The sequence below is a fragment of the Hymenobacter negativus genome (assembly GCF_017571495.1).
GTDB classification, from domain to species: domain Bacteria; phylum Bacteroidota; class Bacteroidia; order Cytophagales; family Hymenobacteraceae; genus Hymenobacter; species Hymenobacter negativus.
The window spans coordinates 100,970-115,769 of sequence record NZ_JAGETZ010000009.1; the positions used below are offsets into that span (position 1 = coordinate 100,970).

Sequence of the window (14,800 nt, forward strand, 5' to 3'; positions counted from 1 at the left end):
ACAGCGCGTTGGCAATCTGCCCCAGCGAGCAGAACTTCACCGTTTCCATCAGTTCGGCGAAGAGGTTGCCGTTGGCCACGGCCACTTGCTGCAGGCGCTTGAGGCGGGCCTCGGTCTGGTCGGCGTTGCGGGTGTGCAGCAGGTTTAGTTGAATTGAATCTGGTTCCGGGAAATTTCAACGATATGCTGTAAAACGCCCAGAAGTGTATCCAACTCGTTGACTAGGTAGCGCCTTTTATCCAAGGTCATCTCATTGTTTTCGTATTTGAGAAAGCGCCACTCAATACCCGTGGTCGAGCAACCGTACAAAACGGCTGGGTGGTTACCTTCCAAATCGTTGAACTTGCGGGCCGCAATCAATTGGGCCGAGCATTGGATGGTGCCTTGCTCCACATCTTGCTTTTTGGCTTCGGTGATGCAAAAAATAGGAGCCGTTACAAAGTCCTGAATTCGGCTAAAGGAAAAGATGAAATCACATTCCCCGTTCAACCCCTGGCTGCCATCCACGTCCAGGTTCATGCCGGAGTAAATGGAAAACTCGTTGGTGTTCAAGCTACTTAATTCCATCAGAATCGGCGAAACCAGCCGCTCCGAACGCGACTTCTCGGTGTTGAAACCCATGCCCATGCCTTTCTCCAACGACTCGCGCAACCAAGCCGAAGGAGCAACCGGCACCACGTCCGGAAACAAATTTTCGGAACCATAACGAATGCCAAACCGCGTCACGATTTCCTTCGCTGAAAAATCACTGTAAGCCATCGTGCCTAAAGATACTGCGGAAAGCTGCGTCACTTGGCGTCCCACACCCACGCCGGCCCCCCGCGCCCCGGCCGCCTCTTGCGTGGCTGATGAGACGGCAGAAGCTGTTTCAGAAGAGCGTTGCCCCCAGCGGGCCTGCGTGGGCAGTGAGTTATTTAGGCTTAGTTGTCGGATTTAGTTTCGAACCCTCGAACCAGAGCCTTTTCCTCAGGAGCAGTTAATTGATGATTATAAATTTCTTGCCAGAGTTTTACAGCCTCTTTTGAAGATGCAAGCCCAAGATTTTTTACTTTCTTTCCCCAAAGGAAAATAGAAAAGTCCTTTTTGTTGTAGGCAAAGCTCCCGTATAGAAAAAAAGCATGCTCATCTTTTTCAAGACTTTTCTTAAAATCAAGAGCTCCTCCTACAGATTCTTTCCTAATGTATTGAGATATATTTTCTTCTTTGTGATTCCGGCTAATTGATATGAGCGTGTCAGATTGAGCGAATATTTTTTTCACTGAAATCAATGAAAAAATCAAAAAAAATGCAGTCCTTTTCATTGTTGTTCAAATTAATAATTTTGCTACTTGGCTAACACAAAACGTACCCGTTCGCGCTTCACAAAGTAGCCCACGGCTGCGGAGGCGACGAAGTCGCCCAACGTCAACACCTGTGCAGTAGGCTGGGGTCGCACAGCTGGAAAAAGCAGTTCCCGTACCACAGTGGTTGGCGCGTCAACGCCGCCTTCCAGCATGAGCCGGGCCTTAGCCCAATTAAACGTTGCCCAGCACAAGGCAGCCACTCCATTGGCCAGCCAGCCCAGCAGCCACAGCGCCTTTTCGCGTTCCATGAATTCTCCTGCTACGTTAGGTCCCCAAGTTACACCAATTGACCTCAACGGCTGATAGCCTCCACGCCGGCCCCCCGCCGCCCCTTGCCGTGGCGGGAGAGGCGGCAGAAGCGCTGGCGCGGCCTGGCTGCTGGCTAGTGCGCGGCGGGGGCGGCCTTGCGCCGCCACGCCACTACGCCCCCCAGCACCGCCAGGGTCAGCCCCAGTCCGGCGCCGAGCGGCAACCCGGCTGGCGTACCCGGCCGTTCCAGCGCGTCGAGGCGGGCGCGCAGGGCCTGGTTCTCGGCTTGCAGGGCCGCCAGGGCGGCGGCCTGTGTGCGGGTACGGGCGTCGAGGGCCTGCACGCCGGCCAGGGCCACGCCGTCAGCATCCACGGTGCCGATGCTCACGCTGTCCGGCCCCAGGCCGAAGGCGCGGCGGAAGTCCTGCGCCATAGGGCCTAGGTGGCGCACCCGGGCATTGTCGGCCTTGTAGCTCCAGCGCTGAATGGGCACCTGGCGCAGCCGGGCCAGCACGTCTTCGCCCGACACGGCCTCGAACAGGTGCTTTTTGTGGACGTCGGACGTATTGGTCCATACGCCGGAAGTAGACAGGTAGGCCCCGGTCGAAGTGGATATCACCGCGTTGGTCTGGTTCCAGTTGCTGGTCACCGCTCCGGATTGCAGCGTGACCCCGGTCGATAAGTTGCTACTGGTGAAGATGCGGAACCCGCCACTAACCCGCCAGTTGGCCGAGTGATTGACGCTGGCTCGAAATGATTCGTCGGTAAAAATGTTGCCATCGTCCGGCACCGACCGGTCGCTGAAGACAAACGACCCCTGGCGAGCGTTGGTATGGGCGTAGTAGCCCAGCGCCACCGACGCGGCTCCCGACGCGATGCAGTACTGCCCCAGGGCCGTCGAGCCGACCTGGGCTGCCACATTGTTGTAGCCAAACGCGGTGCTGTAATCGCCCAACGCGCGGGTATTGTAGCCGGCCGCGATGGAATACGACCCGATGTTCGCGTCGTCCCATTGCGTGGCATCGACGTAGCCCGCCCGGAAAGCCGCCTTCTGCGGGTACCACAGCAGCCGGGTGCCGGTGCCCTCGGCCAGAATGCTGCTGTTAAAGCCGCCATCGTACTCCCCACCCAACAGAAAGCCGCCGGACTTGGCCAGGAGTAGGCGGGTCACTTTCGTGTTCGAGACAAGGGTGCGCGCGCTCACAAGCGTATCGGTGGCGGTATACTGGGCCAGGGCGGCAACCGGCAGGAAAAGGCAAGCAAGTGCAGAGACAAGGTATTTCATGAATACAGGAAAATGGATTTTGCGCAAGTTACACCTGCCTGCCTGGTGGCAAAAATGGTGTGTCAGCAGTAGCTTCGCTCAGCTTGCCCAAATGGCTCATCCCCACTGTCACAGCGCTTTGTAGTCACGCCCACCCCCCGCGCCCCCGCCGCCTCTTGCCGTGGCTGAGGAGGCGAGCGAAGCTGCTGTTGAATCTCCAGCCATGCCCGCCCCAGTGCCCCCAGCGCCGCTCCAAGCCTCTGCGGAAGCTGGGTGTTGCGTCTGCCCCAAAGCCCCCGGCGCATCTTGAGTGGCGAGAGATGCAATGGAAACTCAGCCCTTCGCCGCCCATGGGTAGCCGATGATGCCGGCCGCTAGTAGTACTTTGTGATTAAAAAAGTACGTAGTTTTTGAATCCTATAATTTCTGTTATGATGATTTTTTAAATACCTATCATAACCCTTGCAATCTAAAAAGAGCGGAACTCTATGCGGTATTTTCCCCAGGTAAAGCAAATCCAGCTTAAGTCGATGTGGGACATAGCGCGTTCCACAATACGGTTGTAAATCAATGTTGCTCTTAATGGGAATTGAATCGGCTACTCCTAGTTCTAAATCGAGATTTAATTTTACTACAGATTTTTTTGCTTCACTATTATTGAAAGCCTCTTGCTCAAGTTGTTTGTATTTAGTGTTCTGGTTTGGGTCCAGGCGAAACACACAATAAAAAGACTTATAGCTGTTCAGGCTGACAGGCTTGTATAGCAATAAGCCCTTGCGCTCCATTATTTGGTCGGAAAAAGTGTAGCTATCAATGTAGGATTCGAATAAAAAGGTAGTGTCAATGGTAATGATAGGATGCTTCTTGTTTGCTTTTCTAAAGTGAGCAGGGGTAGAAAAGGGTTGGGCTGATGCATCAAAAAAGTGTAAAGTGCTTAAACCAAGAAGCAGCACCAAAGCCATTGCGTTCCTCATTTGATTTCAAGACGTCCTTTTGGCAGGTTTGTATTTATAATTGTTTTAGTATCCTCAATGGAGGGCATAACCTTGCCGGTGGTGGCTTTTCGCCGTGCCGGATAATCACAATCCGCAGCAAAGGCCCTTTGGGCACGGGCGTGGCCTTGGGTTCTACCGGGTTGAGATGATACAGCAGCAGCAGTTTGGCTCTATCCAGTTCGGTAAAATGGGTAATCATAGGGCGCACAGTAGCAAAAGGCCAGGGTAGCATCACCTGGCCACGAATTAAGTGCGGCATACTGGCTTGCCCAGGCCAGGGTTGCAGCCGACGTGCGCTCGGCGCGGTCGAATGTCCTGAAGTGAAGCCGCGGCGCACAGGTAACTCAATTACCCGTAGCTATAATCCCGTCCTAGCCTTGGTTTATACTTTTAAAGAACCCGAGTGCTGCACCCCCGACGGTAAAGCCGATGGATATGACTACCCCCAAGCACAGAAGCAGGATATTCAGGGAGTCGGGCCACGGCGGGCTGGGAAGAAGTTTACCCACCAGGTTTGCTACCAAATAGCCCGCGAAAGTGTAGAGCAGCACCGTTTTCAATTTGGCAGGAACCTCCGGGTATTTGCGCCGGAGAACCGCGTACGTGACGAAGCCAATGAGTGCAGGAAAGCCGACAAGGCCGAAAAACATGACGAATAGAACCAGAAGGTACGTTTCGCCAGCTTCTTCATTCGTCATGTGTTCAAACGGATTCCAAACAAACTCGGCGTGCGCCGGCAAGCCCGCGAAAACTACTAAAGCTGCGCCCAAGAGCAACAGACGGCCATATTGCGTTTTAAACATAGTTAAAGCTACAAAGTAGCGCCCTGCCCCCCCCGCCCCCGCCGCCTCTTGCGTGGCTGGAGAGGCAAGAGAAGCTGTTGCAGAAACTCCAAGCCAGCCAGCCCAACTGCCCCTGGAGCCTCTTCAGCTAGTAATGAAGCTCGGGGTGATTCAGAACTGCGCCCCTTTATGCATAACACCCTGTCCGCCTGAGGTAGATAAGGCAGAGTATCAATTAATATCGAATTGTATTTAAATAGATGCGAGCCTTACTTCAAATAGGCTATTATTTGATGTGATGACCGACCTCAAAAATCAAAACTTTGTTTTCATTATTCTCTAACATTGCTTGAATAATGGCTGGGCTAATGGTGACAATGTCATTGTTAAGGTCTATTGTTAAGTAAATTTGGTATACTTCTTTTATTAAAATCTTAGCCAGTTCCATCGTGAAACCATTTCTTAATAGACAAATTATTGTCCGATTATCTGTGCCATATTTGATGCGGTCATAAAAAGAATTTTCAATAAGTTTTAGGTCATTGATGATTTCAACATATTTCATTAAGTAGTTGTCAACATAGTCTTGTTCCTCTTTTACCCTCACGATAGCAAGGTTAATTAGTTGTTTATCTGTTTTAGTAGAAAGGCTGACGTAACTATTGAATCCTTGCCTTTGATTGTGGTTGATTTCACCCCACTTATTTCCAACGTATATCAAGTCACTGCCAGAAGAGGTCCAGTAAGAAATAAGATTTCGTATCATTTCTCTGTATGATGTGGCGTCTATTTTCCATTGCAAAATCATGGAATAGTAAAGTTGTGCATTAAAAGACAGTAGTCTTTTGAATTGTTCGTCTACTATGACTATGTCTTTTGTGAACAATGTTAAAATCGCTCGGATTAGGTATGATGGCGCATTGATATCAAACAGGAGATTTTCCGATAGATTTTTATTAAGCGCTTCTTCGTTTTGTTTGATATTGAAGTCGTGGACATTATTCTTATAGCATAGCTGTGCAATGAATGTCTGAGCGTATTCTACTGAATCAACAGGTGTATCACTAGGTTCAATGTTCTCAAGGTACTCTAATGAATCTGCCGCTTTTTTCTTTTCTCTCGGGTCGGTCATGTCACCTTCCTCTTTTAAAAGCACATTATCCACGACATCTGAAATTACTAAATCAGATTTTAAAGTGCGTTCAATGAATCCTTTGATATTTGCTGTGCTACTAGAATACTTTCCTTTAATCAAATAGATTTCTGGTTCTAATCGTTTCAAGCTTCCTGTAGAAACGTTGAACACTTCACTAAATCTACAAATCCTGCCTACAAGATTTTTTAGTTCCGATTTTGTAAAATATCTATGGCCTATTTTGGTGGTAAGTATAAATAGTTTATCAGCCGGGATATCTACTCCCTCAAGAAGCGTGGAATTCGTGATGATGAAATCAAAATGCTTTTGTCTTGTAAAAGCATTTTCGACGTACAGCCTAATTATATCAGGCATCGAGCCATGATGGTATAGTATTCCCTTTTTGATGCAATCAATTAAATTGTATTCAGGATGAATGAATTCAGCAATTGCTGATTCTAATTCTGATACTTCCGCGTTCGTAAGCTCTCTTGTATTTGCCTCTGCATCCATTGCAAAGTTCTCAATATCGCGCGGTTTGTTTAAATAAACAATGTTCTTGTCGGCTTTGTATGAATTTACAATCATTAAGTCACTAGTATTACTATGCTGCTTAATGAAAATAAAATTGTTAGTGAATTGGTCATACACTTCAAGGGTGTTTTCCTTGCGTATGTCTATTGAAAAGTATTTTTCAATTTTTAAAAATTCATTACTTCTTCTAGATTCCAGTTTTTTGCTTAAATAAGGCGCCTCTACACTTTGTGCATCTGACATAAAAGGTGTAAAGAAATTGAAAACAGTTTCTTGATTTCTTTTTCTAATAATGAATAAGACCTGAGCTAATAAAAATAGCTCTACTATCCCCTTTTAGTAAATTATGAGCTTCATCTACAAGAAGTAAGTCCAAAGTGAAGTCTGGATGCTTTTGTATTAATCTTAATAATCTTTCTTGAGTGAGTATAGCTATAAAATTTGCCTCATTTCCCAGATACATATCTGGATGGGTTATCAACTTATTAGAGGCATTATTTGACAATCTCTTTAATAGACGCCGCTTGGTTTGTGCCAATAATGATTTGCTCGGCACAACAATGCATACTCTCTTGGATATATTATTTTGGGCCTTTGATACAATTATATCTGATTTTCCATACGAAGTTGGTGCAATTAAAACAAAGTCGCCTTCATTTGAATTTGCGAACCTAATCAAATCCTGTTGCCCTTCTGATAAATAAATTCCGTTTTGTAGAAAATTTTCTTTGTAAGAAGATAATAATGTGTTGAAAAAATGATTTCCAAACTTGTCCCCATTAAGAAGATTTAATTCAATAAATTTAGAAATGGGAATATATCCCTTGCTTAGTGATACGTCGTAGAGTGGAATGTAATTATGGAAAGCATTGCAATAGGATAAAATAATTCTGTAACCAAGCCTCTCTAGGCTGAAGTCTGCCTCATTAAGTAATACAATTGCAGTTTTTAGAAGATATAGTTTTTCATCTTGCGATAATTCACTGCTTCTGTTAGATATTAGCTTATTGTATGCAACTTCGAAGTAAGAATTAGATAAGCTTTTTCTGAAGCTTGATACAGTTAGCAGTAGGTTTTTCATATGGTAGCTGTTTCGGATTTCAGAAAGCTTTCTACTTTTTCAAGAGTGCTTTTTTGTATTGAAAAAAGCAATGATTTTTCAAAAACTGCTTCTTTAGTTAGTTTGGTTTGAAATTTTTCTAATCTTTTGAGTACTATTTTGTCACCTACAGTATGATATAAGACGGTGATTAGGATAACATTTCTTTTGATATTAGCGCTTCCATTTAATCTAGGTGAATTATTGGCAAGTAATTCTTTGGCGTTTTTAAGATTGCCTAATTCCATAGTTAGCGTTGCATCAATGAGCGCACTGTCCCATAAAGAGTCTCTCTTGCTCTCAAACATTTCGATTATACCATCTTTGGCTCTTTTTAATAGGCCTGCATTAGATTTCTTTGGGTCAATAGCAGCAGTCTTGCGAGAAGGCGAGCAATGCCCTGATTTTACTTCCGAATACCATAATGAATTATCATTCTTGTGTAAATACATAATATCAAAACCTTTTTTAATATTTCTTTCTTCTTTGTTTTTTAGTACAGATAATGTTTCGAAGTTTACATGGTATTTATTTAAAAGAATATGAGCTAGTAGTTCGCCTATCATTCCTTTCTTCACGTTATCATCTTTCGTTTCATATCTTTTTAAGAACTCTATTACTGTACTTTGATAAGTATAGTAATGAGGTAAAGCTCCTACCTCAATTGCGCCATGAAAAATACTCGCAAGAGTATTCCTGATTTCTTTTTTGAATTCATCAGAGAAATCCTCTACCAGGCATATGGTACATTCTTTTTTGTTCTCAAATCTTACTCCTGCAAATGGCATAGCTAAATCATCATAGAGTTGTGAAGTGAAAACGACTATTGGAGTAATGTATTAATAATAAACCCAATCGGCCTTACTCCTTGCTCTTGCAAGGTAGTAAGGCCGATTGGGTATTAGGGAGTTAGTGGTTGCTACCTACCTACATATTCCGCCGGTACTGGCCGCCGACCTCAAACAGCGCGTTGGTAATCTGGCCGAGGGAGCAGAACTTCACCGTTTCCATCAGTTCGGCGAAGAGGTTGCCGTTGGCCACGGCCACTTGCTGCAGGCGCTTGAGGCGGGCCTCGGTCTGGTCGGCGTTGCGGGTGTGCAGGATGTTGAGCATCTCGATTTGGTACTGCTTTTCCTCCTCCGTGGCGCGGATGACCTCGGCCGGCACCACCGTGGGCGAGCCCTTCGACGAGAGGAAGGTATTCACGCCGATGATGGGGTACTCGCCGGTGTGCTTCAGCATCTCGTAGTGCATGCTTTCCTCCTGGATTTTGCCGCGCTGGTACATGGTTTCCATGGCCCCGAGCACGCCGCCGCGCTCCGTGATGCGGTCAAATTCGGCCAGCACGGCCTCTTCCACCAGGTCGGTGAGCTCCTCGATGATGAAGGAACCTTGCAGCGGGTTTTCGTTCTTGGCCAGGCCCAGCTCCCGGTTGATGATGAGCTGAATGGCCATGGCCCGGCGCACCGATTCCTCGGTGGGCGTGGTGATGGCCTCGTCGTAGGCGTTGGTGTGCAGGGAGTTGCAGTTGTCGTAGATGGCGTACAGCGCCTGCAGCGTGGTGCGGATGTCGTTGAAGTCGATTTCCTGGGCGTGCAGGCTGCGGCCCGACGTCTGGATGTGGTACTTCAGCATCTGGCTGCGGGCGTCGGCGCCGTACTTCAGCTTCATGGCCTTGGCCCAGATGCGGCGCGCCACCCGCCCAATCACGGCGTACTCCGGGTCGATGCCGTTGGAGAAGAAGAAGCTCAGGTTCGGCGCGAAGTCGTTGACGCTCATGCCGCGGCTCACGTAGTACTCCACAAACGTGAAGCCGTTACTCAGCGTGAGGGCCAGCTGGGTGATGGGGTTGGCGCCGGCCTCGGCAATGTGGTAGCCGGAGATGGACACGGAATAGAAATTCCGCACCTTCTGCCGGATGAAGTATTCCTGCACGTCGCCCATCAGGCGCAGGGCAAACTCGGTGCTGAAAATGCAGGTGTTCTGGGCCTGGTCTTCCTTCAGAATGTCGGCCTGCACGGTGCCGCGCACCTGCGTCAGCGTGCGGGCTTTGATGTCGGCGTACACGTCGGCGGGCAGCACTTGGTCGCCGGTCACGCCGAGCAGCATCAGGCCCAGGCCATCGTTGCCGGCCGGCAGCTCGCCCTGGTAGCGGGGGCGAGACAGGTTTTTGTCGGCGTAAAGCTGGTCGATTTTAGCGTCGACCTCCGCTTCCAGGCCCTGCTCCTTAATATACAACTCGCACTGCTGGTCGATGGCCGCGTTCATGAAAAACGCCGCCAGCTGCGCCGCCGGGCCGTTGATGGTCATCGACACCGACGTGCTGGGGTTGGCCAGGTTGAAGCCCGAATACAGCTTCTTCGCATCGTCGAGGCAGCAGATGCTCACGCCCGCGTTGCCGATTTTGCCATAGATGTCGGGCCGGTGGTCGGGGTCCTCGCCGTACAGCGTCACCGAGTCAAACGCCGTGCTCAACCGCTTGGCCGGCAGGCCCATGCTCACGTAGTGGAAGCGGCGGTTGGTGCGCTCCGGCCCGCCCTCGCCGGCAAACATGCGCGTCGGGTCTTCGCCCTCGCGCTTGAAGGGGAACACGCCGGCCGTGTAGGGGAATTCGCCGGGGAAGTTTTCCTGCATGGCCCAGCGCAGCCGGTCGCCCCAGCCGGAGTAGCGCGGCGTGGCCACCTTCGGAATGTCATTGCCCGACAGCGACTTGGTGTGCGTCTTCACCCGGATTTCCTTGCCGCGCACCGAGTACACGTACTCCGGATTGCGGTAGTTTTGCAGGGTGCTTTCCCAGTTTTCCAGGATGGCCTGGCTGTCGGCGTCGAGGCGGCGGAGCTGGGTTTGCTTGTTCTTGGCAAACTCCTCCACCATGCTGTCGGCGCTCTTTTTCTCGTCGCGGTAGTGCTCTTCCAGCTTGGCAAACGCGCCGGCTACTTCCGCAATCTGGGCCTGCTCGCGCACGCGCTGGTCGTAGGCGCGGTTGGTTTCGGCAATCTCGGAGAGGTAGCGGGTGCGGTGCGGCGGGATGATGTAAATCTTCTCCGAATCCTCGGCGCTGGTTTCCAGGTGCGAGGCGAAGGTGGCGCCGGTTTTGGTTTCCAGCATCTTCAGCACCGCCCGGTACAGGCGGTTCATGCCCGGGTCGTTGAACTGCGAGGCGATGGTGCCGAACACCGGCATCTGGTCCGTGGGCGAGTCCCAGAGGCCGTGGTTGCGCTGGTACTGCTTCCGCACGTCGCGCAAGGCATCCTGCGCCCCGCGCTTGTCAAACTTGTTCAGGGCAATGACGTCGGCGAAATCGAGCATGTCGATTTTCTCCAGCTGCGTGGCCGCGCCGTACTCCGGCGTCATCACGTACAGGCTGGCGTCGGAGTGCTCAATGATTTCGGTATCGGATTGCCCGATGCCCGAAGTCTCCAGAATAATCAAATCGTAGTTGGCGGCGCGCACCACGTCTACGGCATCCTGCACGTAGCGCGACAGCGCCAGGTTGCTCTGGCGCGTGGCCAGGCTGCGCATGTACACCCGCGGCGAGTTGATGGAGTTCATCCGAATCCGGTCACCGAGCAGCGCGCCGCCGGTCTTGCGCTTGCTGGGGTCGACGGAAATAATGGCTATGGTCTTCTCCGGAAAGTCAAACAGGAAGCGCCGCACCAACTCATCCACCAGCGACGACTTGCCCGCGCCGCCCGTGCCCGTAATGCCCAGAATAGGAGCGGAGGACTTCGAAGCCAGCTTCTGGTTTTGGTCGGCCTCGCTCTGCTGGAAGTCGGCTACCAGCTGGCCTTTCACCCGCTCAAACTCCTCCGGGAAGTTCTCCGCCGCCGAAATCAGGCGCCCAATGCTGCGGGCATCTTTGTCCTGAATGTGGCCGGCCTCGCCATTCAGGTTCTGGCCCGTCGGAAAGTCGGCCTGCTCCAGCAGGTTGTTAATCATGCCCTGCAAACCCATCGCACGGCCATCGTCCGGCGAGTAGATGCGGGTGATGCCGTAGCCCATCAACTCCTCAATTTCGCTGGGCAGAATCACGCCGCCACCGCCGCCGAAGATTTTGATGTGGCCCGCGCCGCGCTCCTTCAGCAGGTCATACATGTACTTGAAGTACTCGTTGTGCCCGCCCTGGTAGCTCGTAATGGCAATGGCCTGGGCATCTTCCTGAATGGCACAGTCCACAATTTCCTGCACCGAGCGGTTGTGCCCGAGGTGAATCACCTCCGCGCCGCTGCTCTGAATAATGCGGCGCATGATATTAATGGCCGCATCGTGGCCATCAAACAAAGCGGCGGCCGTGACGATGCGAACGTGGTTTTTGGGCTTATAGGGCGCGGTGGGAGCAGGGTGCATAGAGTAAGGAGTAGCGCGGACTTTTAGTCCGCGGCCGTGAGGATAGAAAACGCAGGCGAAGGTACGAAAAACGCCCCGGCGGGGTGGCCGGGGCGTAGTGCTGAAAGGCATTATACCTTTGAGCCATGCCGAAAAACCGTCTAGCTTCATTTGAAGAATTCGCGCAGGTTATAGCGCAATTACCAGGACACAGCGCTTGGCGTAGCGAGGCTGGTCCCAGCACGGGCTCTATTTTTACGTTTCAATTTGGGCTGCCTTCAGACGACGATGACCAAGAGGGCGAATTTTCTTTGATGGTTTATTGTGCATGGCGAATTGTTGAAGCCGGCCGCATTGTTTGCTCTTGGCACGAAGATTCTAAGACCGTGCTGGCCCCGGCTCTACAGCAGTTGTTGCTGAGCGGCGAAGTAACCGACGCTTCTCTTTCTCCTTTTGGCGACTTCACTATTCAGTTTGCCAATGACCGCAGCCTGCAAATCTGGAACGACGCGCCGTTTGAAGAAGGCAGCGAATGCTGGTCGGTAGGCTACCAAGGACGCGGTTACTACGCAGTAGAATCACGCAATCGGTTTGTCTACGAAGAAAAAGAATAGGATAGCAAAACGCCTGGACGTTTCGGCCGGGGCGTTGGTTGCTATGCGCCGTCTTCTGCTAAAGAGGAATCAATAATTGATGGATTCAGCACATCATCTAGGTTGCCGCGCTTGAGAAGGTCAGTGATAGTAGCCTCAATGCACTCGCGGGTAAGCTCACGCACAAACAAGTCAGGTGGAATTTGGTAAGTGCTACCTAAGTTCTCGCCACTTGCTTGGTCATGGCTAATGGATGTAGCTAAATACCCAAATGTCCATACGTTGATGCCGTAGCGTCGTCCATCAGCTAGCGTGACATGAATGTTGCAAAACTCATTCGTTCTATCCCATTCAATACCGGTAATGAAAGTTTCGGTTTCCGGGTCCCATTTGCTCGAATAATCGACGTGTTCAAATTCCAGCCAAAGGGTGAAATCTTGTAGTCAGAAGTAGCGGAAGCTGACCAATAGGGGCAAGGGCTGACTGAATAGCGTCAAGGTCTTGCGCTCCGGCTTGGTCCGTGAGATAGCGGGGAAATTCCAGCCACTCAATTTCCCGGTACGCGTACCAGCCGCGTGGATTGCCGGAAATCATGGCTTCCATTGCTTGGTCGTAATAATCGAATTGGTAATCAGTGTATTCATCTATGCGGAGCCGGCGGCCGGTAGGTTCTTCTTCCCATATCAGCTTAACCTGGCATTCTTTGATTAGGCTATGGTGCGCGACGAGTGCATGAAGCAGCTTAACCCATTTCGCATTATTCAAAAAGCCACCCAATGCACGCTTACCTATTACCCGATTAAGAGAATCGTCATTTCGATGGGTCTCTAAACTTCGCTTCCGTTTAAAGTATGTGTACGACACGGCAAATAAGAAGGTAAACCACTGGTTAAAGTGCGAAAAACGCCCCAGCAATCCAGCCGGGGCGTTTTTCATGTATGAGAAAAAGTAACAAGCTTACTGCCCCTGAATGGCATCAACGCCGGCCTGGGCCACGGCGTGGTCGTCCTCCACGGTGCTGCCCGATACGCCGATGGCACCAACGACGCGGTTGCCCGAATCCATAATCGGAATGCCGCCGGGGAAAGTGATGAGGCCACCATTGGAGTGCTCGATATTGTAGAGCGGGCCGCCGGGCTGCGACAGGCCGCCAATAGCGCCGGTGGGCATATCGAAGAAGCGGGCCGTTTTGGCCTTCTTAATGGAGATATCCAGCGAGCCCAGCCAGGCATCGTCCATGCGGACGAAAGCCGTGAGGTTGGCGCCGGCATCAACCACCGCAATATTCATCTTAACGCCCATGTCAAGGGCTTTCTGGTGGGCGGCGTGGATGGCGGCTTGTGCTTGTTCGAGGGTAATGCCCATGGTGGTGTTTGGGGTTGAAAATGATGAGGAAGTACTTTGCTACAACCGTAGACTGGTCCTCCGGTTACGTGAGGCAAGCTAAAAAGAGATTCGAATCAGGGCTGGAAAGCGCTAAACAAGCCCTGCATGCGCGGCAATGGCCTAAACTATTTTATCCAAAAGGAATTGGGGGGCTCAAGGCCATGTACCAGGCCACTGCCATTAGCACCGCCAGCGCCACCAGGCCCCAGGCCACGTGCGTTGGTTGGGGGCGTTCTACGGTGTCTGAAAACACTTCATTGAGACAGCCCAGGCCCAAAGGAGTCACCAACAGGCCCATCATCAGCAGGTGCACCCCCTCATACACCGAGAGATAGGGGCGTTTGGCGAGGGCAATGCACGCGCCGCCCACCAGCCATGGCACTATCAGGGTGCTCACCACCATGAGCTGCCGGTGGGAGTAGCGCATCACCGTGCGCGAATCGTGGGCTTGCAAAAAGGCAATTGCGCCAAAATACCCCAGTGCCAGCTGCACCATGCCGGCCAGCAGGGCCAAAATCACATCCACGGCATTGCCCAGCTGAAGCAACCAGTCCGAAACATACCAGAAGCCCGAATGCGTGAGCGTATCGGCCAGCAAAGCCCCAAACACCGCATTGCAGCAGTGGAAGGCTATCCAGAGCAAGAGCAGCTTCAGGGTGCCGCGCCGGGCGCGCTCGCGTCGCCAATACCACCGAAACGCCACCATGCCCATCAGCACACACGCTACCGGCCCGGCTCCGTGCACACCAATAATGGCCATGCGCCACCACTCGCCATCGGCCAGCGTGTACACGATACGGCTCGGGTCCCAGGTTCCGCGCAGGTGATAGAAACGCGAAACCTCCAGCTTGGCGGCCTGGTGCACTGCCCATACCACATAATAGGCGAGGACGTACAGCGCCGTGCCATTCAGCGCCGCAATCAGAAACTTGGTTTTATCGACTTCTTCAGCCGCTGGAGTAGTGGTAACTGTTTCCGGTTGCATAGGCAAATAGGGGTAGTAGGATGGGAATGGGTAATCGACAAAACTAAGCAGCTCTTGCTACAATCAAGCTACGTCGGGCTGCCCCGTCGCTGCGCGAGGGGAAAGCGGA

At 51.4% G+C, this 14,800-nt stretch carries 14 protein-coding genes; 1 reads left to right on the forward strand and 13 read right to left on the reverse strand.

Translation table 11 applies throughout. The features are described 5' to 3' along the window. Window positions 1–144: 144 nt before the first annotated feature. The 10 genes from J4E00_RS18290 to J4E00_RS18335 form a co-directional block, all read right to left on the reverse strand. Window positions 145–759: a hypothetical protein gene (locus J4E00_RS18290; RefSeq protein ID WP_208176704.1), complete on the reverse strand. Its 615-nt coding sequence runs from the start codon at window positions 757–759 to the stop codon at window positions 145–147. 161 nt (window positions 760–920) lie between these two features. Then, entirely contained in the window at window positions 921–1,259 is a 339-nt protein-coding gene (locus tag J4E00_RS18295) for a hypothetical protein (RefSeq protein WP_208176705.1), read from the reverse strand. Window positions 1,260–1,324: 65 nt separating this feature from the next. Then, the gene (locus J4E00_RS18300) at window positions 1,325–1,591 is read right to left on the reverse strand and encodes a hypothetical protein (RefSeq protein WP_208176706.1); all 267 of its coding nucleotides are present in this window, start codon (window positions 1,589–1,591) and stop codon (window positions 1,325–1,327) included. A 134-nt stretch (window positions 1,592–1,725) separates the two neighbouring features. After that, window positions 1,726–2,877 (reverse strand): tail fiber domain-containing protein, encoded by a 1,152-nt coding sequence (locus J4E00_RS18305; RefSeq protein ID WP_208176707.1) that lies wholly within the window; start codon window positions 2,875–2,877, stop codon window positions 1,726–1,728. Window positions 2,878–3,230: 353 nt separating this feature from the next. Further along, window positions 3,231–3,818, reverse strand: a complete 588-nt coding sequence (locus tag J4E00_RS18310; RefSeq protein ID WP_208176708.1) for a hypothetical protein — start codon at window positions 3,816–3,818, stop codon at window positions 3,231–3,233. Between the two features lie 404 nt (window positions 3,819–4,222). Then, entirely contained in the window at window positions 4,223–4,654 is a 432-nt protein-coding gene (locus J4E00_RS18315) for a hypothetical protein (protein ID WP_208176709.1), read from the reverse strand. Window positions 4,655–4,919: 265 nt separating this feature from the next. Then, a complete protein-coding gene (locus J4E00_RS18320; RefSeq protein WP_208176710.1) occupies window positions 4,920–6,545 on the reverse strand; it encodes a hypothetical protein in 1,626 nt (541 codons plus the stop codon). Between the two features lie 43 nt (window positions 6,546–6,588). Beyond that, complete coding sequence (locus tag J4E00_RS18325; RefSeq protein ID WP_208176711.1) at window positions 6,589–7,383, reverse strand: DEAD/DEAH box helicase family protein; 795 nt, start codon at window positions 7,381–7,383, stop codon at window positions 6,589–6,591. Continuing rightward, window positions 7,380–8,189 (reverse strand): Hachiman antiphage defense system protein HamA, encoded by an 810-nt coding sequence (locus J4E00_RS18330; protein ID WP_208176712.1) that lies wholly within the window; start codon window positions 8,187–8,189, stop codon window positions 7,380–7,382. The genes J4E00_RS18325 and J4E00_RS18330 overlap by 4 nt, the downstream gene beginning before the upstream one ends. A gap of 139 nt (window positions 8,190–8,328) precedes the next feature. Beyond that, window positions 8,329–11,748, reverse strand: a complete 3,420-nt coding sequence (locus J4E00_RS18335; protein WP_208176713.1) for a methylmalonyl-CoA mutase family protein — start codon at window positions 11,746–11,748, stop codon at window positions 8,329–8,331. A 125-nt stretch (window positions 11,749–11,873) separates the two neighbouring features. On the opposite strand from J4E00_RS18335, the gene J4E00_RS18340 reads away from it, so the two are divergent. Beyond that, entirely contained in the window at window positions 11,874–12,341 is a 468-nt protein-coding gene (locus J4E00_RS18340) for a hypothetical protein (protein WP_208176714.1), read from the forward strand. Between the two features lie 390 nt (window positions 12,342–12,731). On the opposite strand, the gene J4E00_RS18345 is transcribed toward J4E00_RS18340, so the two are convergent. The 3 genes from J4E00_RS18345 to J4E00_RS18355 all read right to left on the reverse strand — a co-directional run bounded on the left by J4E00_RS18345 (window position 12,732) and on the right by J4E00_RS18355 (window position 14,691). After that, window positions 12,732–13,256, reverse strand: coding sequence for a hypothetical protein (locus J4E00_RS18345; protein WP_208176715.1), 525 nt, complete (start codon window positions 13,254–13,256; stop codon window positions 12,732–12,734). 21 nt (window positions 13,257–13,277) lie between these two features. Then, window positions 13,278–13,685 carry a GlcG/HbpS family heme-binding protein gene (locus J4E00_RS18350; RefSeq protein WP_208176716.1) on the reverse strand — a complete coding sequence of 136 codons (408 nt, stop codon included), beginning with the start codon at window positions 13,683–13,685 and terminating at the stop codon, window positions 13,278–13,280. Between the two features lie 151 nt (window positions 13,686–13,836). Then, entirely contained in the window at window positions 13,837–14,691 is an 855-nt protein-coding gene (locus tag J4E00_RS18355) for a hypothetical protein (RefSeq protein WP_208176717.1), read from the reverse strand. Window positions 14,692–14,800: the final 109 nt, after the last annotated feature.

Bases quoted from the DNA above. Each gene is read 5' to 3' on its own strand.
- J4E00_RS18290 (WP_208176704.1), bottom strand. From the start codon at position 759: ATGGCTTACAGTGATTTTTCAGCGAAGGAAATCGTGACGCGGTTTGGC.
- J4E00_RS18300 (WP_208176706.1), bottom strand. From the start codon at position 1,591: ATGGAACGCGAAAAGGCGCTGTGGCTGCTGGGCTGGCTGGCCAATGGA.
- J4E00_RS18305 (WP_208176707.1), bottom strand. From the start codon at position 2,877: ATGAAATACCTTGTCTCTGCACTTGCTTGCCTTTTCCTGCCGGTTGCC.
- J4E00_RS18310 (WP_208176708.1), bottom strand. From the start codon at position 3,818: ATGGCTTTGGTGCTGCTTCTTGGTTTAAGCACTTTACACTTTTTTGAT.
- J4E00_RS18315 (WP_208176709.1), bottom strand. From the start codon at position 4,654: ATGTTTAAAACGCAATATGGCCGTCTGTTGCTCTTGGGCGCAGCTTTA.
- J4E00_RS18320 (WP_208176710.1), bottom strand. From the start codon at position 6,545: ATGTCAGATGCACAAAGTGTAGAGGCGCCTTATTTAAGCAAAAAACTG.
- J4E00_RS18325 (WP_208176711.1), bottom strand. From the start codon at position 7,383: ATGAAAAACCTACTGCTAACTGTATCAAGCTTCAGAAAAAGCTTATCT.
- J4E00_RS18330 (WP_208176712.1), bottom strand. From the start codon at position 8,189: ATGCCATTTGCAGGAGTAAGATTTGAGAACAAAAAAGAATGTACCATA.
- J4E00_RS18335 (WP_208176713.1), bottom strand. From the start codon at position 11,748: ATGCACCCTGCTCCCACCGCGCCCTATAAGCCCAAAAACCACGTTCGC.
- J4E00_RS18340 (WP_208176714.1), top strand. From the start codon at position 11,874: ATGCCGAAAAACCGTCTAGCTTCATTTGAAGAATTCGCGCAGGTTATA.
- J4E00_RS18345 (WP_208176715.1), bottom strand. From the start codon at position 13,256: ATGAAAAACGCCCCGGCTGGATTGCTGGGGCGTTTTTCGCACTTTAAC.
- J4E00_RS18350 (WP_208176716.1), bottom strand. From the start codon at position 13,685: ATGGGCATTACCCTCGAACAAGCACAAGCCGCCATCCACGCCGCCCAC.
- J4E00_RS18355 (WP_208176717.1), bottom strand. From the start codon at position 14,691: ATGCAACCGGAAACAGTTACCACTACTCCAGCGGCTGAAGAAGTCGAT.